General features: G+C 72.0%; 25 protein-coding genes. 4 read left to right on the forward strand and 21 right to left on the reverse strand.

Annotation, left to right across the window (positions count from 1 at the left end):
- Window positions 1-9 precede the first annotated feature (9 nt).
- Window positions 10-873, reverse strand: a complete 864-nt coding sequence (locus ABZV93_RS09850) for a lysophospholipid acyltransferase family protein (protein WP_354932963.1) — start codon at window positions 871-873, stop codon at window positions 10-12.
- Between the two features lie 266 nt (window positions 874-1,139).
- Between ABZV93_RS09850 and ABZV93_RS09855 the strand changes: the two genes are divergently transcribed.
- A complete protein-coding gene (locus ABZV93_RS09855; protein WP_354932965.1) occupies window positions 1,140-1,994 on the forward strand; it encodes an alpha/beta fold hydrolase in 855 nt (284 codons plus the stop codon).
- A 2-nt stretch (window positions 1,995-1,996) separates the two neighbouring features.
- The gene (locus ABZV93_RS09860) at window positions 1,997-2,947 is read left to right on the forward strand and encodes a hypothetical protein (protein WP_354932967.1); all 951 of its coding nucleotides are present in this window, start codon (window positions 1,997-1,999) and stop codon (window positions 2,945-2,947) included.
- 135 nt (window positions 2,948-3,082) lie between these two features.
- On the opposite strand, the gene ABZV93_RS09865 is transcribed toward ABZV93_RS09860, so the two are convergent.
- From ABZV93_RS09865 to ABZV93_RS09895, 7 genes are all read right to left on the reverse strand, one after another.
- Window positions 3,083-3,601, reverse strand: a complete 519-nt coding sequence (locus ABZV93_RS09865; protein WP_354932969.1) for a 2,4'-dihydroxyacetophenone dioxygenase family protein — start codon at window positions 3,599-3,601, stop codon at window positions 3,083-3,085.
- Between the two features lie 69 nt (window positions 3,602-3,670).
- Window positions 3,671-4,495, reverse strand: a complete 825-nt coding sequence (locus ABZV93_RS09870) for an SDR family oxidoreductase (protein ID WP_354932971.1) — start codon at window positions 4,493-4,495, stop codon at window positions 3,671-3,673.
- Complete coding sequence (locus ABZV93_RS09875) at window positions 4,492-5,877, reverse strand: GH1 family beta-glucosidase (RefSeq protein WP_354932973.1); 1,386 nt, start codon at window positions 5,875-5,877, stop codon at window positions 4,492-4,494. Before ABZV93_RS09875 ends, ABZV93_RS09870 begins: the two co-directional genes overlap by 4 nt.
- Window positions 5,874-6,863 (reverse strand): aldo/keto reductase, encoded by a 990-nt coding sequence (locus ABZV93_RS09880; protein ID WP_354932975.1) that lies wholly within the window; start codon window positions 6,861-6,863, stop codon window positions 5,874-5,876. The genes ABZV93_RS09875 and ABZV93_RS09880 overlap by 4 nt, the downstream gene beginning before the upstream one ends.
- A 147-nt stretch (window positions 6,864-7,010) precedes the next feature.
- Window positions 7,011-7,748, reverse strand: coding sequence for an endonuclease/exonuclease/phosphatase family protein (locus tag ABZV93_RS09885; protein WP_354932977.1), 738 nt, complete (start codon window positions 7,746-7,748; stop codon window positions 7,011-7,013).
- A 51-nt stretch (window positions 7,749-7,799) separates the two neighbouring features.
- Complete coding sequence (locus ABZV93_RS09890; protein ID WP_354932979.1) at window positions 7,800-8,459, reverse strand: response regulator transcription factor; 660 nt, start codon at window positions 8,457-8,459, stop codon at window positions 7,800-7,802.
- Window positions 8,456-9,763 (reverse strand): histidine kinase, encoded by a 1,308-nt coding sequence (locus tag ABZV93_RS09895; RefSeq protein WP_354932981.1) that lies wholly within the window; start codon window positions 9,761-9,763, stop codon window positions 8,456-8,458. The genes ABZV93_RS09890 and ABZV93_RS09895 overlap by 4 nt, the downstream gene beginning before the upstream one ends.
- A 174-nt stretch (window positions 9,764-9,937) precedes the next feature.
- On the opposite strand from ABZV93_RS09895, the gene ABZV93_RS09900 reads away from it, so the two are divergent.
- Window positions 9,938-10,597, forward strand: a complete 660-nt coding sequence (locus ABZV93_RS09900) for a DedA family protein (protein ID WP_354932983.1) — start codon at window positions 9,938-9,940, stop codon at window positions 10,595-10,597.
- Window positions 10,598-10,610: 13 nt separating this feature from the next.
- Here ABZV93_RS09900 and ABZV93_RS09905 read toward each other — a convergent pair whose 3' ends face one another.
- The 11 genes from ABZV93_RS09905 to ABZV93_RS09955 all read right to left on the reverse strand — a co-directional run bounded on the left by ABZV93_RS09905 (window position 10,611) and on the right by ABZV93_RS09955 (window position 23,152).
- The gene (locus ABZV93_RS09905; RefSeq protein ID WP_354932985.1) at window positions 10,611-11,672 is read right to left on the reverse strand and encodes a Gfo/Idh/MocA family oxidoreductase; all 1,062 of its coding nucleotides are present in this window, start codon (window positions 11,670-11,672) and stop codon (window positions 10,611-10,613) included.
- On the reverse strand, window positions 11,665-12,582 hold the full coding sequence (locus tag ABZV93_RS09910) for a TIM barrel protein (RefSeq protein WP_354932987.1): 918 nt from the start codon (window positions 12,580-12,582) through the stop codon (window positions 11,665-11,667). The genes ABZV93_RS09905 and ABZV93_RS09910 overlap by 8 nt, the downstream gene beginning before the upstream one ends.
- Window positions 12,583-12,660: 78 nt before the next feature.
- Window positions 12,661-13,473 (reverse strand): ATP-binding cassette domain-containing protein, encoded by an 813-nt coding sequence (locus tag ABZV93_RS09915; RefSeq protein WP_354932989.1) that lies wholly within the window; start codon window positions 13,471-13,473, stop codon window positions 12,661-12,663.
- On the reverse strand, window positions 13,470-14,561 hold the full coding sequence (locus ABZV93_RS09920) for an ABC transporter permease (RefSeq protein ID WP_354932991.1): 1,092 nt from the start codon (window positions 14,559-14,561) through the stop codon (window positions 13,470-13,472). Before ABZV93_RS09920 ends, ABZV93_RS09915 begins: the two co-directional genes overlap by 4 nt.
- A gap of 4 nt (window positions 14,562-14,565) precedes the next feature.
- Window positions 14,566-15,612 (reverse strand): sugar ABC transporter substrate-binding protein, encoded by a 1,047-nt coding sequence (locus tag ABZV93_RS09925; RefSeq protein ID WP_354932994.1) that lies wholly within the window; start codon window positions 15,610-15,612, stop codon window positions 14,566-14,568.
- 207 nt (window positions 15,613-15,819) lie between these two features.
- Window positions 15,820-17,361 carry a CoA-acylating methylmalonate-semialdehyde dehydrogenase gene (locus ABZV93_RS09930; protein ID WP_354932996.1) on the reverse strand — a complete coding sequence of 514 codons (1,542 nt, stop codon included), beginning with the start codon at window positions 17,359-17,361 and terminating at the stop codon, window positions 15,820-15,822.
- Between the two features lie 50 nt (window positions 17,362-17,411).
- Window positions 17,412-19,301 carry a 3D-(3,5/4)-trihydroxycyclohexane-1,2-dione acylhydrolase (decyclizing) gene (gene iolD, locus ABZV93_RS09935; protein WP_354932998.1) on the reverse strand — a complete coding sequence of 630 codons (1,890 nt, stop codon included), beginning with the start codon at window positions 19,299-19,301 and terminating at the stop codon, window positions 17,412-17,414.
- Window positions 19,298-20,188: a 5-deoxy-glucuronate isomerase gene (gene iolB / locus ABZV93_RS09940; protein ID WP_354933000.1), complete on the reverse strand. Its 891-nt coding sequence runs from the start codon at window positions 20,186-20,188 to the stop codon at window positions 19,298-19,300. Before iolB ends, iolD begins: the two co-directional genes overlap by 4 nt.
- The gene (locus ABZV93_RS09945; protein WP_354933002.1) at window positions 20,185-21,189 is read right to left on the reverse strand and encodes an aldolase; all 1,005 of its coding nucleotides are present in this window, start codon (window positions 21,187-21,189) and stop codon (window positions 20,185-20,187) included. The genes iolB and ABZV93_RS09945 overlap by 4 nt, the downstream gene beginning before the upstream one ends.
- A 20-nt stretch (window positions 21,190-21,209) precedes the next feature.
- Window positions 21,210-22,154: a 5-dehydro-2-deoxygluconokinase gene (gene iolC, locus ABZV93_RS09950; protein WP_354933004.1), complete on the reverse strand. Its 945-nt coding sequence runs from the start codon at window positions 22,152-22,154 to the stop codon at window positions 21,210-21,212.
- A complete protein-coding gene (locus ABZV93_RS09955) occupies window positions 22,151-23,152 on the reverse strand; it encodes a Gfo/Idh/MocA family oxidoreductase (RefSeq protein ID WP_354933006.1) in 1,002 nt (333 codons plus the stop codon). Before ABZV93_RS09955 ends, iolC begins: the two co-directional genes overlap by 4 nt.
- Window positions 23,153-23,351: 199 nt before the next feature.
- On the opposite strand from ABZV93_RS09955, the gene ABZV93_RS09960 reads away from it, so the two are divergent.
- The gene (locus ABZV93_RS09960; RefSeq protein WP_354933008.1) at window positions 23,352-24,089 is read left to right on the forward strand and encodes a GntR family transcriptional regulator; all 738 of its coding nucleotides are present in this window, start codon (window positions 23,352-23,354) and stop codon (window positions 24,087-24,089) included.
- Window positions 24,090-24,169: 80 nt separating this feature from the next.
- Here the strand turns inward: ABZV93_RS09960 and ABZV93_RS09965 are convergent, their stop codons facing one another.
- Together ABZV93_RS09965 and ABZV93_RS09970 are read right to left on the reverse strand one after the other, a co-directional pair.
- Entirely contained in the window at window positions 24,170-25,210 is a 1,041-nt protein-coding gene (locus ABZV93_RS09965) for an ROK family glucokinase (protein WP_354933010.1), read from the reverse strand.
- Window positions 25,210-26,175: an ROK family glucokinase gene (locus tag ABZV93_RS09970; protein ID WP_354933330.1), complete on the reverse strand. Its 966-nt coding sequence runs from the start codon at window positions 26,173-26,175 to the stop codon at window positions 25,210-25,212. The genes ABZV93_RS09965 and ABZV93_RS09970 overlap by 1 nt, the downstream gene beginning before the upstream one ends.
- Between the last annotated feature and the right edge of the window lie 181 nt (window positions 26,176-26,356).

A 26,356-nucleotide genomic window follows, 5' to 3' on the forward strand; every position in this document is an offset into this window, starting at 1 on the left:
CGGACTCTCTCAGCTCGCCTTGCGGACGGCGCCGCCGTCCGAGCCCGGCTTGTCGGGTTCGGAGCCGGTCGGCTCACCGGTGGTGCCCGCACCCGCGCCGGCCGCGGGCGTGCTGCCCGAGCCGTTGCTGCCCGCACCGTTGCTGCCCGGCCCGGAACCCACCGACCGCTCGCCCGCGTCGCCGCCGCGCCGCTGCTTGCCGAGCTCGTCCTTGGCCTTCTGGGCGTACATGTCGACGTATTCCTGGCCGGACAGCTCCATCAGCTCGTACATGATCTCGTCGGTGACCGAGCGCAGGACGAACCGGTCCTCCTCCATGCCCTCGTAGCGGGAGAAGTCCAGCGGCTTGCCGATTCGCACGCCGGGCCGCATCAGCTTCGGCAGTGCCTTGCCCGGCGGCTGCATCTTGTCGGTGCCGATCATGGCCACCGGGATCACCGGGGCGCCGGAGGCCAGCGCCAGCCGGGCCACGCCGGTCTTGCCCTTGTAGAGGCGGCCGTCGGGCGAACGCGTGCCTTCGGGATAGATCCCGAACAGCTCGCCCTTCTGCAGGAGCTTGTGCCCGGCGTCGAGCGCGACCTGGCTGGCCCGGCCGCCGGTGCGGTCGATCGGCACCTGGCCGATGCCGCGGAAGAACAGCGCGGTGAGGCGGCCCTTGATGCCCGTACCGATGAAATACTCGATCTTGGCCGGGAAGGTGATCCGCCTGGGCAGGACCAGCGGAAGCCACACCGAGTCGGAAAACGACAGGTGGTTGCTCGCGAAGATGGCTGGACCTTCGCGGGGGACGTTCTCCAGGCCGTCGACCCAGGGGCGGAAGACCGTTCTCAGCAACGGCCCCAGGGCGAAGACCTTGAGGAACCAGTAGAACAAACCCCACCTCCGTCTTTGCCCGAGAACCCTAGGCCTCGTCCGGGCCCGGAGCAACGGCGACCCTCCCACGGGGTCGTCACCTGGTCATCGCGGAGTAATGCCGGCCGGGCGGCGGGGTATCGCCTCTACGGGCGCGACCGGACCTGCGGCCCGGCCGGCCCCCCGGCCGACCCCCGGCCGACCCCCGGCCGGGTCCGCCCGGGCGAACCGCCCGTGACACGATGCCGACCGGACCTCCGCGTCTTTGCCGCGCGACCTTCAGGAGCGTGCCTGTGCGAGTGAAGCCGTACGCCGAACCGCTGTACGCCGGCACCGGTACCGCCGGCGTCGTGCTGTCCCACGGTTTCACCGGCTCGCCCGCCTCGATCAGGCCCTGGGCCACCCATCTCGCCGAACGCGGCTTCCGGGTCGCCGTACCCCGGCTGCCGGGCCACGGCACCACCTGGACCGACCTCGACCGCACCGGCTGGCCGGACTGGTTCGCCGCGCTCGAGCGGGACTTCCTCCGGTTGCGCGAGGAGTGCGAGGTGGTGGTCGTCGGCGGCCAGTCGATGGGCGGGTGCCTCGCCCTGCGCCTGGCGCAGGTGTACGGCGACGACGTGGACGGCATCGTGCTCGTCAACCCGGCGTTGCGTGGCAACGACCCCCGGCTTCCGGCGCTGCCCGTGCTGCGCCACTTCCTCGCCTCGGTTCCCGCCATCGGCGGCGACATCCACAAACCCGGCGACCACGAGGGCGCCTATGACCGGACCCCGCTGACGGCGCTGCACTCCCTCACCCGGCTGTGGCGGGTGGTGGCTGCCGACCTGCCGTCGGTGCGTGCGCCGCTGCTCGTCTTCCGCTCGCCGCAGGACCACGTGGTCGACGGGTCGAGCCTGCGGCTGCTGCGCGCGAGGGTCGGCTCTCGCGAGATCGAGGAACACTCGCTCCCCGACAGCTACCATGTCGCCACACTCGACTACGACGCACCGACGATCTTCACCGAGACGGCCGGTTTCGTCGAACGTCTGTGCCGGACCCTGACCGGGCGGAGCTCCTCCGGTCAGCCGACCGGACGGCCCCCGAAGGGGTTGCATCCGGCAGGCCCGGACCTGGCAGCTCGGAACGACTCCGGGAGGTAGCGATGCGGGACAACGGTCTGAGCGCTCCGTCGTACGTCGCCATCGCCGACCTCGCCCCGGAGGTCGCCGACACCATGCTGGCGATCCTGGCCGGCGCGGAGGTGGCCGCCTACGCCGACCCGTGCCCACCGGTCGCGGAGCCGTGCCGCGAGATCCGGCTGCCACTCACGCCGTGTGACCGGCTCTACGTCGACGAGGGGGCGCAGGACCGCGCCAAGGCCCTGCTCGGCGAGCAGCTGACGAGGATCCGCGAGGGTGAGGGCGCTCCCTCCCCCTGCGCGCCCGACGACGGTCCCCTGGCCGACGCCGCTCCGTCCGGGACCGGTGCCGGTGACGACGACCATCGGTCCGACGCGGCCCGGATGGCGACCTTCGACGAGGACCGGCTCTGGGCCGAGATCGTGGCGGGGTACGACCGGATCCTGCAGGATGCCGTACCCCGGTGGCCGGCGATCGAGGACGTCGAGCCCGAGCCGCCGGGCCGGGACGGTTCCGCCGACGAGCACGGTGAGGCTGACGACCGGTCAGCGGGTGACCGTTCGTCGGGTGAGGACCGGCGAAGGACCGGCCGCGACGAGCCGGCCGTCGATGAGAAGACCGACAGCAAGAAGGCCGACAGCAGGAGGGCCGACAGCGACCCGGCGCGCGACGGTTCGTGGGAGGAGTCCGCGCCCGCGCCCCGGCGACCGGCGCCGTCCGCATCCAACCCGCCGGAGGAACGCTTCGTCCCGCCGCCTCCCCCGCCACTGCCTCGCCTGGATCCGGTGACGAAGGCCGCCTGGGCGGCCATGCTCGGCGGACCGGCGCTCCTCCTGCTCACCGTGTTCGTCGGCGGCTACCTCCCGAGCTGGACGGTCGCTTTCGGCGTACTGGCGTTCTTCGGCGGGTTCCTCACCCTGGTGGTGCGGATGAAGGGCGGCCCACCGGACGACGACGACGGCGCCATCGTCTGATCGGACCGTCATAGCTCGCCTGACAGGTGCAATGGGTACGAGATACGAACGCGTGGCCTCGGTGGCTGCCTCGTTGATCGGCTTGCGGGTCGGAAACGCGTGGATCCGCGTATCCGGCATTCTCGACCGAACCGGTCAGCGGATGAACTGGTCCACGTAGTCGGCGCCCAGTCCGACCTTCTCGTAGTGGGCGCGGCACAGCTCGATCTTGGTCCAGACGTCCTCGTACCCGATCTGGTGGCCTTCCTCGTCGAGGTAGATCATCGCGCCGGTGATGTTGAAGAACGTCACCATGTCCTCGCAGTCCGGCGGCACCGCGAGGGTGTGGATCTCACCGGGGGGCTCGAACACGAAGTGCCCGGCCTCGGCCACCCAGTCGTGTTCGTAGTAGTGCCACTTGCCCCTGATCACGTAGCCGAACACCGCGGCCGGGTGGCGGTGCCGGGACACCACGCCGGACCGGGTGACGCGCAGCAGGTTGCACCACTGGCCGACCACGGTGTTGAACAGCAGCGGGCGGAAGAACACGCCGTTCTCCTGCTCGACCCAGAGCCGCTCGTCGTCCGGCATCGCGGCGACCGCGATCTCCGGCTGCACGCCGAACGACTCGGTCACCTTGCCGAACACCACGTCGTGGGTGCTGGCCTCACTCATGGGTGGTCCCTTCGTCTCGGGGATATGCGATCTCAGGGGGTACGCGAACTTCGGGGTTCGCCTCGACACTCACGCGACGAGGTAGCCGCCGTCAACGGGTACGACCGCACCGGTCATGAACGCCGCCGCCGGCGAGGCGAGGAACTCCACGACACCGGCCACGTCGTCGGGAGTACCCCAGCGGCGCAGCGGCGTGCGGTCGAGGATGCGGCGTTCGGCCTCGGGGTCCTCGCGAAGAGCGGTGGTGAGCTCGGTGCTGATCCAGCCCGGCGCGACGGCGTTGACCCGGATGCCGTCCTCGGCGAACGCGACCGCGAGGGACCTGGTGAGGGCGACGATGCCGCCCTTGCTGGCGGTGTACGCCGGGACCAGCGGGCCGCCGAAGTAGCTCAGCATCGAGGCCACGTTGACCACGCAGCCGGCCGACTTCGCCAGGAGCGGCCGGGCGGCGACGCAGGCGCGCATCGTGCCTGTGAGGTTGACGTCGAGCACCCGCTCGAAGACCTCCAGCCGGAACTCCTCGCGGCGGCGGATGATGCCCGCGCTGTTCACCAGGACGTCCAGGCGTTCCAGCCCGGTGAGGAAGTCGGCCAGCTCGTCGGGCCGCGTCACGTCCACCGCGGCGTACTCCGCGATCGCGCCCGGGTGGTCGGCACCGTCGGCGCCGTCCGCCCCGTCAGGGCGTACGTCGGGGCGGGCGAGGTCGGCGACCGCCACCCGCGCGCCGAGTGCGGCGAACCGCCTGGCGACGGCACCGCCGATGCCGCCCCCGCCGCCGACCACGACGACCGAGCGGCCCGCGTGCGGCGCCGCCGCGTCGCCGGCCGGGCCGGCCGCGGCGTCCGCCGCCGAGTTCGCCGAATCCACCGAATCCACCGAGCTCTCGGCGCTCACGGCAACTCCCCGGTGCGGGCGACCTGGGCGTACCACGCGGCGCTCGACTTCGGGATCCGTACCTGCGTACTCGTGTCGAGGTACACCACGCCGAACCGCTTGCTGTACCCGAAGGCCCACTCGAAGTTGTCGTACAGCGTCCACACGAAGTAGCCGCGCAGGTCGACGCCCTCGTCCATCGCCTGCCGGCAGGCACGCAGGTGCCCGTCGATGTAGCCGATGCGTTCGGGGTCGTGCACCTTGCCCTCGTCGTCGACCACGTCCGCGACCGCCATGCCGTTCTCGGTGACGTACAGCGGGATCGACGGGTAGTCGTCGCGCAGCCTCACCAGCAGCCGGCGCAGGCCGTCCGGCTCGATCTCCCAGCCCATGTCGGTGGTGGGGAAACCCTGGGGGAGCGATTCCACGTCGTCGCAGCCGATCCAGGGCGTGCTGCCCGCGGGCCCGGCCGACTCGCGCGCCCGGACGTAGGCCGGGCTGTAGTAGTTGATGCCGAGGACGTCGATCGGCGCGGCGATCGTCTCGGTGTCCCCGGGCCGGATGTGCGCAGTGTCGGTGGTGCCCGCGACGTCGGCGAGCACATCGTCGGGGTAGCTGCCGCGCAGCAGTGGGTCGAGGAACGCGCGGTTGCTGATGCCGTCCACCCGGCGGGCGGCGTCCACGTCGGTCGGCGTGTCGGTGGCCGCCGACACCGGCCACAGGTTGAGCGTGATGCCGAACCTGTTCTGCGTCTGCGGGGTGGCCGCCCGCATGCCCTGGACGGCGAGACCGTGCCCGAGCAGCAGGTGGTGCGCGGCGTGCAGGGCCGCCCGCGGGTCGCGGACGCCGGGCGCGTGCTGGCCGATGCCGTAGCCGAGGTACGCCGAACACCACGGCTCGTTGAGCGTCGTCCAGTCCGCGACCCGGTCGTGCAGGCGTTCGTACACCGCGGTCGCGTAGTCGGCGAACCGGTACGCCGTGTCCCGCGCGGGCCAGCCGCCGGCGTCCTCCAGCGTCTGCGGCAGGTCCCAGTGGTAGAGCGTCACCCAGGGCCGGATCCCCTTCTCCTGCAGGGCGTCCAGCAACCGCAGGTAGAAGTCCAGGCCCGCCTGGTTGATCGGCCCTCGCCCGTCCGGCTGCAGCCGCGGCCAGGCCAGCGAGAAGCGGTAGGTGCCCACGCCGAGGCCGGCGATCAGGTCGACGTCCTCGCGGTAGCGGTGGTAGTGGTCGCAGGCGACGTCACCGCTGGAGCCGTCGCTGACGTTGCCCGGCGTGTGCGAGAAGGTGTCCCAGATGGACGGGCGGCGTCCGTCGGCCTCGACCGCACCCTCGATCTGGTAGCTCGCGGTCGCCACGCCCCAGGAGAAGCCGTCGGGGAACCGCACCGGTGTCGCGTCCGTCATGATCCACCTTCCTCGTCGCTGCCGGGGTCGTTCCCGCTTTCGGCAAGGGTCCGCAACGACGCCCACAGCTCGTCCGGGATCGGCCAGGTCGCCCAGGCCAGGGTCTGGTCCACGCGCTCGGGCGCGGAGATGCCGACCACCGTGGAGGTGATCAGCGGTTGCCGCAGGGAGTACTGCAGGGCCGCCGCGCCGAGCGGAACGTCGTACGCCGCACAGGTGTCGGCCATCGCCCGCACCCGGGCCAGCAGCGCGGCGTCGGCCTCGCGGTAGGCGTACGTGCGCAGGGCTTCCGGTCCCTTGGCCAGCAGGCCGCCGCCGAAGGGCGCGGCGTTGACGACCGCGACTCCGGCCGCCTTCGCCTGCTCGAGCAGGTCGCGGGCGGACTGGTCCACCAGCGTGTAGCGGTTGTGGGTGAGCACCACCTCGAACGCACCGGTGCCGACGAACCGGCCCAGCAGGTCGACCGGCCCGCCGGCCACGCCGAGGTGGCGGGCGATGCCCTGCTCGGCCAGGTCGACCAGCGCCTCCACCGCTCCCCCGGACGCCGTCGCCGCCTCGAAGCCGATCACCTCCGGGTCGTGCAGGTAGAGCAGGTCGAAGCTGTCCAGGCCCAGGCGCTCCAGACTCTGCTCGGCGCTGCGCCGCACCTGGTCACCGGAGTAGTCACCGGTCTTCGGGTCCGGGTCGGCCTTGGTCGCCAGCACGAACCCCGGCGGCAGACCGCCGTGCTGGGCGATGGCCGCGCCCACCCGGCGTTCGCTCTCGCCGTCGCTGTAGCCGGCCGAGGTGTCCAGGAAGTTGAGCGGGCTCGCAAGTGCCGCGCGTACGGTCGCGACGCCGCGGTCGGCGGCGACGTCGTACCCGAAGATCCCCGGCATGCCGCCCAGCACGCCACAGCCCAGGCAGACCGGGGTCACCTCCAGTCCGGTCGAGCCGAGCCGGCGTGGGGCGAGCAGGTTCGTCCCGCCCTGCCTGGGTGTACTCACGTGGCTCATGCGGCTCATGGGGCTCCGTCCTGGTTGCGTGCTGTCGTCAGTGCGTCGCGCGTCTGTGCTTGCAGCGTTCGCGTGTCCGGCGGTGCGGCCGGCGTCTTTTACGACCTTCGAATCCCCCGGGTGCACCCCCGACGGTGGTCAACCGGTCCGGCCCCGGCTCGCCGCACCGGGCCGGTCGTCGAGGGCAGCGTCCAGGTCGACGTCCACCACGACCGGAAGATGGTCCGACGCCCGGGCCAGCCGGGCACGTCCCTCGTCGTCGGTGGGGAGGTCGACGGTCCTGCCGCGAACTCCCTTCCCGGACGCGAACACCGCGTCGATGCGGGCCCGGGGCTCGGCTGCCGGGAAGGTGGGGGTTCCGTCACCGGCCACGTCGTGCAGCCCGGCGCCGGTGAGCGCGCGCCAGCTCGGCCCGCCCGGGGGTTCGTTGAGGTCGCCGGCGACCAGGACCGGCAGGTCGCCGAACGCTCGCACCGTTCCCAGCACCCGGTCGAGGTCGCGCACCCGGCCGGCCGCGGACAGGCTCAGGTGCACACCCACGACGCCGAACCTCGTGCCGCCCACGGCGAACGTCGCCGACACCACGCCGCGGATCGGGTCGCGGAGCCGTTGCGGGATGCGTTCCTCCGAATGCCCGTGTACGACGGTCCGCTGGTGGGCGAGCAGCAGGTTGCCGCCCGCCGTACGCCCGCCCGCGACGTAGAGCAGACCGGTGGCCCGGGCGAGCCCCGCGCACCGTGACCGCCAGCGCAGCAGCTTGGGCGACTCCTGCACCACCAGGACATCGGGCCGCAGGTCGTCGACCACCGCCGTCAGGGCAGCCACGTCGTCGTTCAGGCCGTGCACGTTGTAGGTCATCAGCCGCACCGTCGTCACCGGTCGACCGTAGCCGACCGGGCTGGGCCGAAACGCGCGACTCGGTCCGGGTCAGGCCAAGGGATCGGTCACGTCCGCGTCGTGCACGAGGATCGCGGCCTGGACGCGGTTGTCCAGGCCGAGCTTGGCCAGCGACCTGCTGACGTGTGCCTTCACGGTCGCCTCACTCATCGCGAGCTCCCGGCCGATCTCGGCGTTCGACAGACCCCGGGCGACGGCTCTCACGACCTCGCGCTCGCGGCCGGTCAGCGCCCGCAGGCGTTCCCGCGCGGCTTCCGCCCGGCCGGGCCCACGGCCGGCGAACGAGCTGATCAGCCGTCTGGTGACCTCCGGTGCCAGCATCGCGTTGCCGGCGGCGACGGTCCGGACCGCGGCCACCAGGTCGCGCGGCGGGGTGTCCTTGAGCAGGAAGCCGACCGCACCGGCGCGCAACGCGGCGTGGACGTACTCGTCCAGGTCGAACGTCGTCAGCATGATCACCCGGGGTGGCGCCGGTGCCCGTCCGATCTCCTCCGCGGCCCGTACGCCGTCCAGCTCCGGCATGCGGACGTCCATCAGAACGACGTCGGGCCGGTGCCGGCCGACGGCCGCGACCGCGTCCCGGCCGTCCCTGGCCTCGGCCACGACCACCACGTCGTCGGCGGCCTCCAGGATCATCCGCAGGCCGGACCGGACCAGCGCCTCGTCGTCCACCACCAGTACGCGGATCACGTCGCCGCCGCTCCTCTGCCGTGTGTTGCGTCTGCCGGATCCGCGCCGGTCCGATCCGCGTCTGCCAGATCCGCGCCGGCCGGCTCGGCCCCGGTCGGATCTGGGTCGGTGCGGGATGTCCGCGCGGGCAGCAGGGCGACGACCTCGAAGCCGCCGCGTCCGGTCGGGCCGGCGCAGAAGGACCCGCCCAGCAGGTGGACGCGCTCGCGCAGACCGACCAGCCCGAACCCACCGCTGGGCCCGGTGGCCGGTCCCCGCGCGGCATCGTTGCGAACCGTCACCGACACCTCCTCCGGGCCGTGGCCGACCACGACCTCCGCACTCGCGCCCGGCGCGTGCTTGTGCACGTTGGTCAGCGCCTCCTGCACGGTCCGGTAGGCCGTACTCCCCACCAGCGCCGGCAGCTCCCCCGGCACGCCCTCGTCCCGGCGGGTCACCTCGACACCCGCCGCCCGCGACTGCTCCAGCAGCGAGTCGAGGTCGTCAAGGCCGGGTTGCGGCGCGAGCGGAGCGGGCGGCCCGCCGGCCGGTGCACGCAGCACACCGAGCACCTCCCGCAGGTTGTCCAGCGCCTCCCGCCCGGTGCCCCGGATCAGTTCGGCGGCCCGCGCCGTCCGCTCGTCCGGCGCGTTCACCTCCAGCGCACCCGCGTGCAGCACCATCAGGGACACCCGGTGGGCCACCACGTCGTGCATCTCCCGGGCGATCCTGGCCCGCTCCTGTGCACGTGCCTGCTCGGCCCGGGCGGCCTGTTCGCGTTCCAGCCGTTCGGCGCGCTCGCGCAGGCCGGCCAGCACCTCCCGGCGGGCATGCACCCACAACCCCAGCACCAGGCCCAGTCCGACGAACAGCAGCGCGGAGCCCTTGTTGGCAAGCCCTTCCAGCTGCGCGCCGGTGCCAAGGCAGGGTTGACGGCAGCCGGCCATCCGGATCCCGAGATCGCTGTAGAAGGTGTACGCCGGGATGATCAGCGCCAGGCACCCGCCCACGAACGCGGCGAGCTCGCGGCGACGGCGCAGCGTCGTACCCGCGTAGTAGGCGGAGACCAGCAGGCCAGGCCACAGGCCGAGCAGAAGCATTCCGGCCGCCGTCGTGGCGAACAACGGCCACCGCCGCCGCCTCGCCATCCACGCGGCCACACCCGTCAGCGCGGTCAGCACCAGCACCACCGGCGCGTTCCAGTCACGGACCGTCGACAGCGACAAGACGCAGACAGCGACGCCGAGCAGCCACGGCGCGCTCCGGTCGTACGCGCGCGCGACCCAGCGCTGCACCCGCTCGCCGACCACCTCGGTCCTGTCCACGTCGACAGCGTAGGACGCACGTGCCGGGCGGGCCCTCAACCGATCGTCACCGGACCCACTACCTAAGGATGAGATCACGCTCGACCACAGGCCGATTTCGGCCTGCCCGGAGTCCGGAAGGGTCGAAGGCATGAGTTCCCCGACCAGCACCCTCGCCGACAGGCGGGACCGGCCGTGACCGAGTCGATCCTGCAGGTGGTCCACGACGTGATGAGCTCGCCGTGGATCTACCTGGCACTGTTCCTGCTCGCCGCCACGGACGCGTTCCTGCCCGCGGTCCCCAGTGAGAGCGTGGTGATCACCGCGGGGGTGTTCGCCGCGTCGAGCGGTTCGCCGAACCTCGCGCTGGTCGTGCTCGCGGCCGCCGCCGGGGCTTTCGCCGGGGACCACATCTCCTACGCCATCGGCCGCGGCGCGGGCGGCCGGCTGCTCGCCCGGGCACGGCCGGGCAGCCGGCAGCGCAGGGCGTTCGGCCGGGCCGCCGACGCACTCGCCGAACGCGGCGGCCTGGTGCTGGTGGTGGCGAGGTACGTGCCCGGCGGGCGTACCGCGGTCACCGTCACCATGGGCGCGCTCGGCTACTCCCGCCCCCGGTTCACCCGCTTCGACGTTCTCGCCGCGACGTCGTGGGCGGTGTACTCCGTCCTCGTCGGGTACGTCGGCGGGATGGCGTTCGAGAACGACCCGATCAAGGGAGTCGTCCTGGGCGTCGGACTCGCGCTCGGGGTCACCGCGCTGGTGGAGGCGGTTCGCTACGTACGCCGACGCCGTCGCCACCGGCGCGAGGACCCCGAACGCGTACTTGTCCCGGCCGCCGACCGGCAGTCGGCGTGAACGCCCCGGTCGCTCAGGACCTGGCGTAGAGCTCCGGCCGGGGCGACAGGTCCACCGGCACCGGGGAGCCCGGCCTGCCCAGCGCCGCCACCCCGGCGGCGGCCGCCACCGTCGCGACGTAGCCGTCCCAGGCATCGGCACCGCGCTGCTCACCCGTCGCCGCGCCGGTCACCCAGTCCTGCAGCTCGCGCCGGTACGCCTCGGCGAACCGGTCCCGCCAGTCCAGCGACACCGTGCTCGCCCGGGCCCGCTCGGCCCGGCGCCGCACCCGCACCGGCTCGTCGAGGGACAGCGAGCCGAGCTCACCGACCAGCTCGCAGCGCACGTCGTAGCCGTACTGCGCGTTGACGAACACCTCCACGTCGGCCAGCAGCCCGCTCTCGGTGCCGACCAGCACCAGCAGCGGGTCGGTGGTGTCCCCGGCGACCATCGACGACGAACGCGGCCGGAACACCGTGATCTGGGTGAGCTCCTCACCCAGAAGCCACCGGATGACGTCGAACTCGTGCACGGCCGAGCCGGTGATCAGCCCGGAGCTCGGGGCGTCCGGCCTGGAGGAGGCGTTGCGGTGAACGCAGTGCAGCAACAGCGGAGCGCCCACCACGCCCTCGCGCAAGGTCTCCTTGACATCGACGTAACCAGGGTCGTAGCGGCGCATGAAGCCCACGCTCACCAACCGCCGACCGGCCTTCTCCTCCGCCTCCACGATGCGCAGCGAGCCGTCCGGGGTGGGCGTGAGCGGTTTCTCGCACAACACCGGCTTGCCCGCCTCCACACAGGCGAGGACCAGCTCCTCGTGGGTGGAGTCGGCCGAGGCGACCAGCACCGCGTCCACCTCGTCGTCGGCCACCAGGCCGAGCGGGTCGGACAGGACGCGCGCACCGTCGATGCCGTCGATCGCGGCCCGCGCCCGCTCGGTGTCGAGGTCGGTGACCGCGCTGACCCGGGCACCCGCGACCGACGTCGCGATGGTGCGCACGTGGTCCGCACCCATGATCCCGGTGCCGATCACCCCGACGCGAAGGTCACGGCCAGGCCCGCCGTTCGGTTCGGCGTTCGGTCCCAGCTCAGCCACGGGGGTTCGCCCCCGCGTCCAGTGCCGGCACCACGGTGTCGCGGAGGTACTCGATGCTGCGGCGGACGTCGACCACCGGGCCCTCGCCGGCCGCGGGCACGCCGTCCAGCGCGGTGTCCTGCTCGAGGACGTACCAGCCGGTGAAGCCCGCCCGCTCCAACTCGACGACCACCCCGGCGATGTCCAGGTCGCCGTCACCCAGGGGCGCGAACAACCCGCGGCGCACCGCGTCCACCCAGCTGAAGGCGCCGGCGTTGAACTGCGCCGCGACGTCGCTGCGTACGTCCTTCAGGTGCACGTGGCCGACTCGTTCGGGTGCGGACTTCGCCAGCTCCAGCGGGTCCGCCCCACCGACGGCGAGGTGGCCGGTGTCCAGGCACAGCGGCACGTCGGAGCGCGCCAGCAACTGGCGTACGGACTCGGCGGACTCGATCGCGGTGCCGACGTGCGGGTGCAGCGTCGTCCGCATGCCCAGGTCGGCCACCAGGGCCCGCACCCGGTCCAGGTTGTGCACCAGATCCTTCCACTGGTCCTCGTCGAGGACGACCTTGCTGTCGTACCCCGCGGGTCCGGCGTCCGCGGCCAGCACCACGACCTGCGACCCGGCGGCGGCAAGGGTACGGATCGCCGCGTCCGCCTCGGTCAGGTCGACCTCGGAGCCGACGTGCAGGGTCACCGGCAAGAACCCGCCGATCAGGCCGATCCCATGGGTGTCCAGCGTGGCCCGGACCGCGTCCGGGTCCGCGCCGAGGTACCCGGTGGGACCGAGCTCGGTCGCCGCCAGGCCGAGCTCGGCCATCTGCGCGAGTACCAGCGACGCCGGCAGCTCGTGGCCCCAGCCCGGTGCCTCGCACACTCCCCAGGAAATGGGCGCACCGGCCACTCTGCCGGTCAGAGGTCCCAGGTCCATACGTGTCAACTCCTTGTTGCGTGTCTCGTGGTGTAGCCGTGTTGCGTGCTTCGTGGCTTGCCTATTCGGGTTGTTTCGCTACTTCTCGCCGAGCTCGTGGCTCAGCGCCTCCAGCTCCGCGCCACCGGCCATCTCCCGGGTGAGATCGGCGACGCCCACGTCCGCTCGTGCGTGACTCCCGGCCATCCTGCCCCGCTTCAGCAGGACGAAGCGGTCACCGACGAGGTAGGCGTGGTGTGGGTTGTGCGTGATGAACACCACGCCGAGCCCCTCGTCCCGGGCGGCGGCGACGTACTTCAGCACCACCCCGGACTGCTTCACCCCGAGGGCGGCGGTGGGTTCGTCCAGGATCAGGACGCTCGCGCCGAAGTACACCGCGCGGGCGATCGCGACCGACTGCCGCTCACCGCCGGACAGGGTGCCGATCGGCTGGTCGACGTCGCGCAGCCGGATGCCCATCCGGGCCAGCTCCTCCCGGGTGGTGGCCCGCATCCGCCCGACGTCCAGCCGCCGCAACGGCCCCTTGCCCCGGGTGAACTCGGAGCCGAGGAAGAAGTTCCGCCACACCGGCATCAGCGGCACCACGGCGAGGTCCTGGTACACCGTGGCGATCCCGGCGTCCAGCGCCTGCCGGGGACTGGCGAAGGTCGTCGGAGTGCCGTCCACCCGCAGCTCCCCCGAGGTGTGCGCGTGCGCGCCGGACAGGATCTTGATGAGGGTGGACTTGCCCGCTCCGTTGTCGCCGAGCACACAGGTCACCTCGCCTGCCCGCACGGTGGTGCTCACCTCGTGCAGCGCGACGACACTGCCGTACGACTTGCCGATCCGGTCCGCCTCCAGCAGCGCCGTGCCCGCGGGCGCCGGAGTCACGTGGTCTGCCGCGGCGTTCACCGGCTCACCTCCGCCCGCCTGCGCACGTAGGTGTTGACGAGCACCGCCGCCAGCAACATCACGCCGAGGAACGTCTTCAGCCAGTTGTTGTCCCACTGGGCGAAGACGATGCCCTGGTAGGTCATGCCGTAGATGAGCGCACCGAGCGCCGCCCCGATGGCCGAGCCGTACCCGCCGGTCAGCAGGCAGCCGCCCACCACCGCACAGATGATGTAGATGAACTCCTGGCCCACTCCGGTGGACGCCTGCACGGTGGACGTACGGAACAACTGCAGCATGCCGGCCAGCCAGCCCGCCGCCGCGGTCGTCATGAACAGCCCGACCTTGGTGGACAGCACGGGTACGCCGACCTGGCGAGCGCTGGTCTGTGCCCCGCCGACAGCGAAGATCCAGTTGCCGGCCCGGGTCCTCAGCAGCACCCAGGTGGCGACCGCGGTCAGCCCTACCCACCAGGCGATCGAAACCTGGAACACCGTGCCGAGCACCGCGACCGTCGAGCCGAAGATCCACTTCACGTCGTAGAAGCCGGGCACCTGGTCCAGCCCCTGCACCGCGACCTGCCCGATCAGCAGCTTGGTGACCGCGAGGTTGAGTCCCTGCAACACGAAGAACGTGCCGAGGGTGACGATGAAGCTCGGCAGTCCGGTACGCATCACCAGCAACCCGTTGCCCGCGCCGACCAGCACAGCGAACATCAGCGCCAGCACCACCGCCAACCACACGTTGACACCGGAGTGCGTGGTGAGGATGCCCACGATCAGGCCGGTCGACCCGACCATCGTGCCGGCCGACAGGTCGAACTCGCCGCCGATCATCAGCAGCGCCACCGCGATCGCCATGATCCCGAACAGCGCCGCGGAGTCCAGCCAGGTGGCGACACCACCCGGGGTGAGGAACGTGCGGGTCATCGCGGAGAAGAACACGAACACCGCCACGGCCGCGACGGCGGCGCCGACCTCGGGCCGGCGGAGGACCCGCGTCAGCGTGCTGACCGCGCTCGGCGCGTCCTCGGCGGGTCCGGGCCGGTCGGGCCGGCCGGGGCGCTCGGGGCCACGTTCCTGCTGCGTACGAACGGGTTCGGTGGCCATGGCGTCACCGGGTCCCGCGTTCGGCGAACTTCCGCACCTGCTCGGCGTTCTCCTTGGTGACGAAGCCCGGACCGGAGTATACCGGCTGACCGCCGCCGACATCGTTGCCGTTGCGGATCTTCAGCGCGACGAACACCACCGGCAGATAGCCCTGCAGGTACGGCTGCTGGTCGACGGCGAACAGCATGTCGCCGCGTGCGACCGCCGCGCAGATGTCGGCGGACACGTCGAACGTCGCCAGCTTCGCCGTGCTGCCGGCCTCCTCGCGGGCGGAGATCGCGGCCTTGGCGATCACCGGGTTGAGGGTGAGCACGCCGTCGACGCTCTTGTCGGCGAGCAGTTGTGCCTTCATGGTGTTCTGCGCGTCGGCGACGTTGGACACGTCCACCTGGAGGTTGCGGACCGTCCCGCCGAGAGTCTTTCGTACGCCGTTGCAGCGGGACTCCAGCCCGACGTTGCCGGCCTCGTGCACCACGCACAGCACCTTCTTCACCCCGGCCTCGGCGAGCTTGCGGCCGGCCGCCTCGCCGGCGAGTTCCTCGCTCTGCCCGACGTGGGTGATCGCGCCGAACTCCTTGTACTTTTCCAGGCCGGAGTTCATCGTGACGACGGGGATGTTCGCCTTGACCGCCCGGTGGATGCTCTCCCGCACACCGTCCGGGTTGGCCATCGACACGACCAGCCCGTCCACGTGCGAGGCGACCGCGTTGTCGATCAGCTGGCTCTGCCGGGCCGGGTCGCCGTCACCGTTGTAGGTGACCTTGACGTGCTCGTCCTTGCCGGCCCGGTCGGCGCCGGACTTCACGATGTCCCAGAAGGCGTCGCCGGCCTGGCCGTGGGTGACGACCGCGACGGTCAGGTCGGCCTTCGCCGCGCCTCCCTTGTCCGTACCACCCTTGCCGGCCCCGCCCTTGTCCGCGCCGCCTCCGGCAGCGGCGCCACCACCGCCGCCCCCGTCGGTGCCGGACTGCTGCGGTGCCGAGTTGGAACAGCCGGCGAGGGTGAGCATCGCCGCCACGGCGCACACACCCAGCCCACGGATGAGTCTCATCGGTCCTCCCCTTCGGAGGTACGGATACAACCGGGCCTTCGCTTTCCGAACCTGCGTAGCTGCCTTGCTGCGTTGCTGCGTTGGTGCGTTGCCGCGTAGCCGTACTACGTCGATGCGTCGCTACGTCGCCTGCGTTGCTGCACTGCTGCCCTGCGGTCACGGCGTGGTCGGTCGTTCCGGCCTGCCGGGTGGGGTCTGCGTTCCTGGTCAGCCCGACGTCGGGAAGTGGAACGCCGCGTCGGAGACGTGCTCCACGTGCGGCCAGCGGGCGGTGACCGCCTTGCCCCGGGTGTAGAAGCCGACACCCTCCGGGCCGTGGACGTGCCGGTCGCCGAACAGCGAGTCCTTCCAGCCGCCGAAGCTGTAGAACGCCATCGGCACCGGGATCGGCACGTTGATGCCGATCATCCCCACGGTGACCTGGCGCTGGAACGTCCGCGCCACCTCGCCGCTGTTGGTGAAGACCGCCGTGCCGTTGCCGTACGGGTTGGCGTTGACCACCGCGATCGCCTCCGCCAGCGTCTCCGCCCGCAACACCACCAGCACCGGGCCGAAGATCTCCTCCTGGTAGACGCTCATCGCCGGGGTCACCTGGTCGAGGAGGTTCGGGCCGACGAAGAAGCCGCCGTCGTGCCCGTCGACGCGCAGTCCCCGGCCGTCCACGACCAGCTTCGCGCCCTCTGCCGTACCCCGCTCGACGGCCGCGACCACCCGGTCACGCGCCTGCGGGGTGACGACCGGGCCCATCTCGGCGGTGTCGTCGGCCCCCGGCCCGACCTTCACCGTCGCGGCGCGTTCGCGCAGCTTCTCCACCAGGGCGTCGCCCGCCGCACCGACGGCCACCACGGCGGAGATCGCCATGCAGCGCTGGCCGGCCGAGCCGTACGCGGCCGCGGTGATGTGGTCGGCGGCGAAGTCCAGGTCGGCGTCGGGCAGCACCACCGCGTGGTTCTTCGCGCCACCGAGTGCCTGCACCCGCTTGCCGGTCTTGGCCGCGTTCTGGTGGACGTACTTCGCGATCGGGGTCGAGCCGACGAACGACACCGCCGCTACGTCGGGGTGCTCCAGCAGCGCGTCGACGGCTTCCTTGTCACCCTGCACGACGTTGAAGACACCGTCGGGCAGACCGGCCTGCTGCCACAGCTCGGCGATCAGCCGGGACGCCGACGGGTCACGCTCGGACGGCTTGAGCACGAACGTGTTGCCGCACGCGATCGCGATCGGGAACATCCACATCGGCACCATGACCGGGAAGTTGAACGGCGTGATGCCGGCCACCACGCCGAGCGGCTGCCGGAACGAGTAGGCGTCCACCCCGGAGGACACCTGCTCGGAGAACTCGCCCTTGAGCAGTTGGGGAATCCCACAGGCGAACTCCACCACCTCCAGCCCGCGCAGTACCTCTCCGCGCGCGTCGGACAGCACCTTGCCGTGTTCGGCGGTGACGAGCCTGGCCAGGTCGTCGACGTGGCTGTTCACCAGTTCGCGGAACGCGAACAGGATCTTCGCCCGCTTGCTGACCGAGACCTCCTGCCAGCCGGCGAACGCCTTCGCCGCGGTCTGCACGGCGAGGTCGACGTCGGTGGGAGTGCCCAGCACCACCTCGGCCTGCCGCTCGCCGGTCGCGGGGTTCCACACCGGGCCGCGCCGGGTCGAGGTGCCGGGTGTCGGGGCACCGCCGATCCAGTGCTCGACGATGGACGGGGTGCTGCCGGTACCGGCGGTGCTCGTGGAGTCGCTGGTGGACATTGACCTGAACCTTCTTCTCGGTAGTTGCCGAACGCCTTCTGCCGAACGCCCTACAGGTAGTGCCGCTGGCTGAGCTTGAACTTGTCGTACTCGGCGCGCGCCCGTTGCGTCGCCTCCAGGGTGGAGACCTCGGCGACCGGAACGTCCCACCACGCCGGCGAGTCGGGCGCACCGGTGAGCGGGTCGGTCTCCACGTGCACGAGGGTGGTCCGGGTCGCCTCCCGGGCCTTCACCAGCGCCGAGCGCAGCTCGTCCAGGCTGCCGGCACGGATGACGTCGGCGCCCAGGCTCGCGGCGTTGGCCGCGAGGTCGACCGGGAGCACGTCGCCGTCCAGCGCACCGGTCTTCGGGTTGCGGTAGCGGTAGCTGGTCGCGAAGCGCTCGGAGCCGACCGACTCCGACAGAGAACCGATCGAGGCGTAGCCGTGGTTCTGCACCAGGACGATGGTGAGCTTGACGTTCTCCTGCACCGCGGTGACGATCTCCTGCGCCAGCATGAGGTAGGAGCCGTCGCCGACCAGCACGATCACCTCGCGGTCCGGTGCGGCCATCCGCACGCCGAGGCCGGCGGCGATCTCGTAGCCCATGCAGGAGTAGCCGTACTCCACGTGGTACTGCTTGGGGTCCCTGGCGCGGAACAGCTTGTGGAGTTCGCCCGGCATGCTCCCGGCGGCGTTGATGACCACGCCGCGCTCACCGGCCGCCTCGTTGACCGCCCCGAGTACGGCGGTCTGGGCAAGGTTGGTGGGCGCGGTCGCGGCGTACGCGCCGTCCACGACCTGCTGCCACTGCCCGGCCAGTTCGGTCGTACGGGTGCGATAGTCGGCGTCGACCTGCCAGCCCGCGAGGCGCTCGGTCAGCGCTGTCAACGCCGCCTTGGCGTCGGCGACCACCGCGAGCCCGGCGTGCTTGGCCGCGTCGAAGGACGCGACGTTGACGTTGACGAACTTCACGTCCGGATTGGCGAACACGCTTCTGGACGCGGTGGTGAAGTCGCTGTAGCGGGTGCCCACACCGATCACCACGTCGGCCTGTGCGGCCAGCTCGTCGGCGGCGGCGGTGCCGGTGGCGCCGATCGCGCCGACGGCGGCCGGGTGGTCCCATGTCAACGAGCCCTTGCCGGCCTGGGTCTCCCCGACCGGGACACCCGTCGCCGCGGCGAAGTCGGCGAGCGCCTGGGTCGCGCCGGAGTAGATCACCCCACCACCCGCGACCACCAGGGGCCTACGCGCGGAGCGGATCAGGTCGACGGCGCGGTCCAGCGCCGCGGGCTCGGGCACCGGGCGGGCGACGTGCCACACCCTGCGGGTGAAGAACTCCACCGGCCAGTCGTGGCTCTCGGCCTGCACGTCCTGCGGCAGCGCGAGCGTCACCGCACCGGTCTCGGCCGGGTCGGTCAGCACCCGCATCGCCGCCAGTGCGGCCGGGATCAGCTGCTCCGGCCGGTTGATCCGGTCCCAGTACCTCGACACCGGGCGCAAGGTGTCGTTGACGGAGACGTCGTAGGACCGCGGGTCCTCCAGCTCCTGCAGCACCGGGTTCGCGACCCGGGTGGCGAAGATGTCGCCGGGCAGCAACAGCACCGGGATCCGGTTGATCGTGGCCAGGGCCGCACCGGTCACCAGGTTGGTGGCACCGGGCCCGATGGACGTCGTACACGCGAACGTCTGCAGCCGGTCGCGCATCCGGGCGAAGCCGACCGCCGCGTGCACCATCGCCTGCTCGTTGCGCGACTGGTAGTACGGCAGCTCGTCGGGGTCGGCGTGCGCGGCCTGCGCGAGCGCCTGGCCCACACCGGCGACGTTGCCGTGCCCGAAGATGCCGAAGCAGCCGGCGAAGAACCGCTGCTCCACGCCGTCGCGCTCCGACCACTGCTGGGCCAGGAACCTGACGAGAGCCTGCCCCACCGTCAGCCGGACCGTGGATGCGCCGTCGCTCATCGCTGCCCTCCGTTGTTGTTCGTCGGCTCCGTCATCGGAAGCCGGGGATCGACCGGCTGGTCGGTCCAGGTGTCGCGGATCCAGCCGTGGGCCGGGTCGTCGCAGATCAGCCAGGCCCGGTCGGGCGAGGGTCCGGCCATCACGTTCAGGTAGTACAGGTCGTAGCCGGGCACCGCCATCGACGGACCGTGCCAGCCGTGTGGGATCGTCACCACGTCGCCGGTGCGGACCTCCGCCAGCACGTCGATCGGGCGCTCCGGAGTTCCGTAGACGCGCTGGTAGGCGACGCCGGGACCGGCGGGACCGTCGGCGACCTCGAAGTAGTAGATCTCCTCCAGCGGGCACTCCTGCCCCGGCCGGTCCTCGTCGTGCTTGTGCGGCGGGTACGACGACCAGTTGCCTCCGGGAGTGAGCACCTCCACCGCGATCAGCTTGTCGGCCTCGAAGACGCCGGCCGCGGCGAAGTTGTGCACCTCGCGGCTGCACTGCCCGGCACCGCGCAGCTCAACCGGCACCTGGTCGGCCGGGCCGTACCGCACGGACAGCCGGCGTTCGCAGCGCGCGGACGGCAGGGCCACCCGGGCGCCGGTAGGCGAGGACACCGTGACCTCGGCGTCGCGCGGGACGTAGAGGAAGTCGCTCACGCCGGAGAACACGTCGGCCCGGCCGGTCAGGTCGTACGCCGTGCCCTCGCACTCCACGCGGACGTCCTGCCCGGACAGCGGCAGCACCACCAGCTCCTCCTCGCCGGTGGCGAAGGTGTGTGAGCCGCCGGCGGCAAGGTCGAGGGTGTAGAGCCCGCTGTAGGTCCAGCCGGCCTGCTTGGGGGTGAGCCGCAGGCTCCAGCCGTCCTCGGCCAGCGACCCGGCGGGTAGGTGGTGGTTCACGATGCCTCCAGGTCCGTCGGGGTCGTCGGGGCCGTCGGGGCCGTCGGGGCCGGGGCCTGCGTCGCGGAGGTTGGCGGAGCGTCCGCCGGGAGCAGGCTCACGGCGGTGTCGACCGCGGCGGCCACGTCGTCGCCGGGCGGGTAGAGCAGCGAGCGCCCCACGACCAGCCCGCGCACGGTGGGCAGGGTGAGCGCCTTCGCCCACCGCGCGTACACCGCGTCCGGGTCGGCCGCGACCTCACCGCCGAGCAGCATCACCGGCAGGCTGGTGGCGGCGGCCACGCGTTCCATCTCCTCCGCGTCGGCGACCACCGGCAGCTTCAGCCAGGTGTAGGCGCTGGTGGTGCCGAGCCCGGCGGCGATCACCGCCGACCGCAGCACCGCCTCACCGCCCAGGTCGTTGGTCAGCCGCCCGTCGACCCGGCGGGACAGGAACGGCTCGACCAGCGCGATCCGGCCCTGCTCGGCGAGCGCGCTCACCGCACGTGCACAGCTCTCCAGCGTCGTTGCGGTGCCGGGGTCGGCCAGGTCGATGCGCAACAACATCTTGCCCGCGTCCAGGCCGTACCGGGCGATGCTCGACGGGTCGTACGCGGTGAACCGGTCGTCCACCTCGAACGCCGCGCCCGGCAGACCACCGCGGTTCATCGAGCCGAAGACGACCTTGTTGTCCAGGGCGCCGAGCAGCAGCAGGTCCTCGATCACGTCCGGCGCGGCGAGCACACCGTCCACACCGGGCCGCTCGAGCGCGACCAGCAACCGGCCGAGCAACTCGGCCCGGTCGGCCATCGCCAGGACCCGCGTGCCCGCACCCAGAGCACCGCGCGCGGGGTGGTCGGCGGCCACGATCATCAGCCGGCCACTCGGTCCGACCAGCCGACGGCGGCGACGGGTCGCGTAGGCCCGCGCGATCGCGTCCGGATCGGTGAAGCGCCTGGTGGCCAGGGCCTCCACGTCCACGGGCGCGGACGTACGCGTGCCGGCCACGGTCTGAGCACTCACCACGCTCCCCATCGAGCCCATCACGGGGTGACCTTCGCCAGCAGTGCATCGACCTGAGCCTCGTCGGGCATCGCGTCCGCGCAGGCGAGTTGTCCGGCGACGTACGCCCCGGCGGCGTTGGCGAACCGCATCACCCGGGTCAGATCCCAACCGGACAGCAGCCCGTGGCACAACGCGCCACCGAAGGCATCACCGGCACCGAGGCCGTTCACCACGTCCACCGGAACCGGAGGCACGACGGTCTCCTCGGTCCGCGTACGTGCGAGCACACCGCGCGGTCCCTGCTTCACGACGGCGAGTTCGACGCCCCTGTCAAGCAGTGCTTGCGCGGCCTTGTCGGGGTCGCGGGTGCCCACGGCGACCTCGCACTCGTCCAGGTTGCCGACCGCGACCGTGGCGTGCTCGACGGCGGCGCCGATCACCGAACGCGCCGTCTCCACGTCGTTCCAGAACATCGGCCGGTAGTCCAGGTCGAGCACGGTGTGCGAACGATGCTCGCGGGCGCGCAGCGCGGCCAGAGTCGTTGCCCTGCTGGGCTCCTCGGACAGGCCGGTGCCGGTCACCCAGAAGATCCTGGCGGCGCGGATGGCGTCGAGGTCCAGCTCGGACTCGTACAGCTCCAGGTCCGGCGCCTTCGGGAAGCGGTAGAAGTACAGCGGAAAGTCGTCCGGCGGGAAGATCTCGCAGAACACCACCGGCGTGGGCAGGTGCCGCACCGGCGTGACGAACCGGTCGTCCACACCGAAGCCGCGCAGCGCCTGGTGGATGTAGTCGCCGAACGGATCCGCGCCGGTACGCGTGATCACCGCCGACCGCCGGCCGTGCCGGGCGGCGGCCACCGCGACGTTCGTGGCGCTGCCGCCGAGGAACTTCGCGAACGACGTCACCTCGGGCAGGCGTACGCCCACGTCGTTGGGATACAGGTCGACACTGACCCTTCCCATGGTGATCAGGTCATAGCTCACCGGCGTACCTCCTCAAGCCGCACGGGACGGTTCTCCCGGCGGGACAGTTCAGCGGCGTCCGCGACGTGGAACGCCTCCAGCGCGTCCGCCCCGCCGCACGGCGACGGGATCCAGCCGGCCGCCACGTCGGTGAACGCGGCGAGTTCGGCGACGTAGGCGGCGGCGAAACGTTCGGCGAAGTTGGCGTACGCCGGGGACCCGGTCCGCTGCGACCCTGGTTCGGTGGACGTCAGCGGGGCGCGGTCGTCGAGTCCGGCGACCGCCGTGCCCTGCGACCCGTGCAGCTCCAGCCGTACGTCGTAGCCGCTGCCGTTGTAGCGCGACACCGCCACCGACACCAGCGTCCCGTCGTCCAGGGTCAACAGGGCATGCCCGGTGTCCACGTCGCCGGCGGCGGCGAAGAAGTCCGCTCCCCGGTTGGCCCCGGTGGCGCTCACCTCGACGACCTCCGCGCCGGTGGCCCAGCGCACCGCGTCGAAGTCGTGCACGCCGCAGTCACGGAAGATGCCACCGGAGGTGGGCAGGTAGGCGGCGGGCGGCGGCGCGGGGTCGAGGGTGCAGGCCCACACCGAGTGCAGCCGGCCGAGTTCACCGGACCGCAGTCGCTCTCGTGCCGCCCGGAAACCGGGGTCGAAGCGGCGCTGGAAGCCGACCTGCAGAGGAATCCCCGCCGCCTCGACCTCCGCGAGCACCGCGCGGGTGCCGGCGACGTCGGGCGCGAGCGGCTTCTCACAGAACACCGCCACCCCGGCACGCGCCGCCTGACCCACCAGCTCGGCATGGGCGGCGGTGGGTGCGGCGATCACCACTCCGTCGGGCCGGGCGGAGAACAGCTCGTCGACGCCTGCGACCGGAGTGAGCCCGAACCGGTCCGCGCAGACCTTGGCCCGGCCGGGATCGGCGTCGGCGACGAGAACGGCGTCGATGCCGGGCAGGTCACGCAGGGTGCCGGCATGCAGCGCCCCGATCCGTCCGACGCCGACCAGTCCGACCTTCATACCCGCCCTCTCGTCCGGGGAGTTCTCGGGAGAGTGTTCTCTCCCGGTACGACCGTGTCAATAGTTTGTCAGGACATTATGACGTTAGGCTGTCGGGGTGGCCGTACGGCACACTGGACGCCGACAGCGACCCGACCGGCGAGCCCGTACAGCAGCCAGTAGACACCCAAAGCCCAGCGATTCCAGCCTAGGAGCGACCGTGACGCCACTCGCCGTGACGGTGGACCGGCGTAGCCCGGTGCCGCTCTACTTCCAGGTGGCCGAGCAGATCGAGGCCGAGATCGTCGCCGGCCGGCTCGCACCGGGCGCCAAGCTGCCGAACGAGATCGTCCTGGCCGACCAGCTGTCGCTGTCCCGGCCGACGATGCGCCAGGCGATCCAGTACCTCGTGGACAAGGGCCTGCTGGTCCGCAAGCGCGGTGTCGGCACCCAGGTGGTCCAGTCGCAGGTACGCCGGTCGATCGAACTCTCCAGCCTGTACGACGACCTGGCCCGCGCCGGCCAGCACCCCTCGACAGTCGTCCGCGACCTGCGGCTGTGCCCGGCGCCGGAGGACGCGGCGGCCGCGCTCGGGCTGCCCGCCGAGTCCGAGGTGCTGCGGATCCGTCGCCTGCGGTACGCCCAGGACGAGCCGCTGGCACTGATGACCAACTACCTCCCGCCGGGGCTGGTCGACGTGACCGCCGAGCAACTGCAGTCGAACGGGCTGTACGCCGTACTCCGGGGCGCGGGGATCCAGCTCCGCGTCGCCCGGCAGACGATAGGGGCGTGCGCCGCCTCGGCCGTGCAGGCGAAGGACCTGCACGAGAGCAAGGGCGCCGCGCTGCTCACGATGACCCGGACGGCGTACGACGACGTGGGCCGCGCCGTGGAGTACGGCTCGCACGTCTACCGGGCCGCGCGGTATGCCTTCGAGCTCACCCTGATCGAGCGCTGACCGCGTACTGGCTCCCCTGGCCCGGGCATGAGCATGCCACATTTCCCTACGTACGCAGGGAAATCCCGAGGCACGGCGTCCTAGATGTCGGCCAACCGGTCGACGCGTTCGCGCAGTCGTTCACTTGCCGGACGACGGCGGCGACGGCGTCGGCGGAACAACCGGATGTTCTCCCGGGCCAGGTCGGCGGCCCCGACCAGCCCGGCCTCGTTGCCGAGTGCCGCGCGCTGGATCTGCGCCTCCGGGCGGAAACCGCGCCCGGTCAGCGACCGCTTGAACGTGTCCCGAGCCGGTGCCAGGAAGAGGTCGCCGGCCTCGGACACCCCTCCGCCCACCACGAACGTGCCGGGGTCGAACGCCGCGGCGAGGTTGGCCAGCCCCACGCCGAGCCAGCGGCCGACCTCCTCCAGCAGCTCGACCGCCACCGGGTCGCCGTCCTTGGCCGCCTCGGTCACCGACGGGCCGGTGATCCGCAGCGGGTCGCCGCCCACCCGGTCCAGAAGGTTCTGGGCAACCGGGGAACCCGAGGCCGCGAGCTCGCGGGCCTCGCGCACCAGGGAGTTGCCGCTGGCGTACTGCTCCCAGCAGCCACGGTTACCGCACTCGCACCGGTGGCCGCCGGGGACGATCGTCATGTGGCCGAACTCCCCCGCCACGCCATACTTCCCGCGCAGCATCACGCCGTCGGTCACCACCGCGCCGCCGATGCCGGTGCCCAGGGTCACGCAGACCAGATGACTCTCCCCCTGGCCCGCTCCGAAGCGCCACTCCGCCCAGGCGGCGGCGTTCGCGTCGTTCTCGATTATGACCGGCAGCCGGACCCGCCGGCGCACGGCGTCCCGCAACGGCTCGTGCCGCCACGCCAGGTGCGGCGAGAAGAGCACCGAGGCGCCGGTCACGTCGATCCAGCCGGCGGCGCCGATGCCGACGGCGGTCACTTCGTACCGGCTGCGCAGCTCCGTCACCACGTCGGCGATGGTGTCCTCGGTGGCCTGCGGGCTGGTCGACGGCGTGTCCCGCCGGACGCGTTCGAGGATGTTGCCCTCCGGGTCGACCACACCGGCGGCGACCTTCGTGCCGCCGATGTCGACCCCGACGGTCAGCGCCTGGATGAACGCCATCACCGCCGCCGGGCGAGGTCGGCCGCGCCGATGATGCCGGCCTCGTTGCCGAGCACCGCGGGGCGGATCTCCAGGGTCGGCCGGTGGCCGCGGGCGGTGAGCTGCCGCCAGAAGGCGTTACGGGCGGGCTCGAGCAGCAGGTCGGCCGCCTCGGAGACGCCGCCGCCGATGACCACGACGGCCGGGTCGAGGATGGCGGCGAGGGTGGCGATGCCCTCACCGAGCCAGCGGCCGAGGTCCTGGACGAGTTCGGTCGCCGCGGTGTCGCCTGCCGCCGCGGCCTTGGTCACCATCGGGCCCTCGATGCGGTCGGCCGTGCCGCCGGCGAGGGCGAGCAGCGCGTCGGCCTGGGACGGGCTGGACCGGGCGAAGTCGCGGGCCTCCCGCACGAGAGCGCGGCCACTGGCGTACTGCTCCCAGCAGCCGCGGTTGCCACAGCCGCACAGGTGGCCGTTGGGAACGACCCGGAAATGGCCGACCTCGCCGCCCACGCCGAACGCGCCGCGGTAGAGCTCGCCGTTGAGGACCAGGCCGCCGCCGAGCCCGGTGCCGATGGTGAGCAGGATCATGTCGTCGTCGACGTCGCGTCCGCCGCCGAACTGGAACTCCGCCCAGGCGGCAGCGTTGGCGTCGTTCTCCACCACGGTGGGCAGCGAGGTGCCGGCCTGCACGGCCTCCCTCAGCGGCTCCTTGCGCCACGCGAGGTTGGGAGCGAACAGCACCTCCGAGCGGGTGGCGTCGACGAAGCCCGCAGCCCCGACCCCGATCGCCTCGACCTCGCGGCCCTCCGCCCGGCTCCGGAGCTCCTTCACGACCGCGACGATGGCCGCGACGATCTCGGGCGGGCTGGTGGCGGGGGTCTCCCGGCGGCCTTCGGCGAGGATCTTCCCGGCGCTGTCGACCAGCCCGGCGGCGATCTTGGTGCCGCCGACGTCCACGCCGATGGTCAGCCCGCGAGTCAGCACGGACGAGCCTTCGACGCCGGCAGCCGTCCTCGCGGCCGTCGGCGTACTCGCCGGACTGTCCTGACCGGCCTCGCGCACGTCACTCACGCCAGTGTGCCCCTCTCACCGTCTGTTGCTGATGCCGAAGCGATGCTCCCGGGCAGGTCGGTCGGTGGCCGGGGCACCAGGAGCGGACCCGAGC

It is taken from the genome of Actinopolymorpha sp. NPDC004070 (assembly GCF_040610475.1).
Classification (GTDB): domain Bacteria; phylum Actinomycetota; class Actinomycetes; order Propionibacteriales; family Actinopolymorphaceae; genus Actinopolymorpha.

What these genes read in the sequence shown, in the direction of transcription:
- ABZV93_RS09925 (WP_354932994.1), bottom strand. Translation starts at nt 15,612, where the DNA reads ATGAGACTCATCCGTGGGCTGGGTGTGTGCGCCGTGGCGGCGATGCTC.
- ABZV93_RS09930 (WP_354932996.1), bottom strand. Translation starts at nt 17,361, where the DNA reads ATGTCCACCAGCGACTCCACGAGCACCGCCGGTACCGGCAGCACCCCG.
- ABZV93_RS09910 (WP_354932987.1), bottom strand. Translation starts at nt 12,582, where the DNA reads ATGGACCTGGGACCTCTGACCGGCAGAGTGGCCGGTGCGCCCATTTCC.
- iolD (WP_354932998.1), bottom strand. Translation starts at nt 19,301, where the DNA reads ATGAGCGACGGCGCATCCACGGTCCGGCTGACGGTGGGGCAGGCTCTC.
- ABZV93_RS09875 (WP_354932973.1), bottom strand. Translation starts at nt 5,877, where the DNA reads ATGACGGACGCGACACCGGTGCGGTTCCCCGACGGCTTCTCCTGGGGC.
- ABZV93_RS09865 (WP_354932969.1), bottom strand. Translation starts at nt 3,601, where the DNA reads ATGAGTGAGGCCAGCACCCACGACGTGGTGTTCGGCAAGGTGACCGAG.
- ABZV93_RS09955 (WP_354933006.1), bottom strand. Translation starts at nt 23,152, where the DNA reads ATGAAGGTCGGACTGGTCGGCGTCGGACGGATCGGGGCGCTGCATGCC.
- ABZV93_RS09860 (WP_354932967.1), top strand. Translation starts at nt 1,997, where the DNA reads ATGCGGGACAACGGTCTGAGCGCTCCGTCGTACGTCGCCATCGCCGAC.
- ABZV93_RS09920 (WP_354932991.1), bottom strand. Translation starts at nt 14,561, where the DNA reads ATGGCCACCGAACCCGTTCGTACGCAGCAGGAACGTGGCCCCGAGCGC.
- ABZV93_RS09965 (WP_354933010.1), bottom strand. Translation starts at nt 25,210, where the DNA reads ATGGCGTTCATCCAGGCGCTGACCGTCGGGGTCGACATCGGCGGCACG.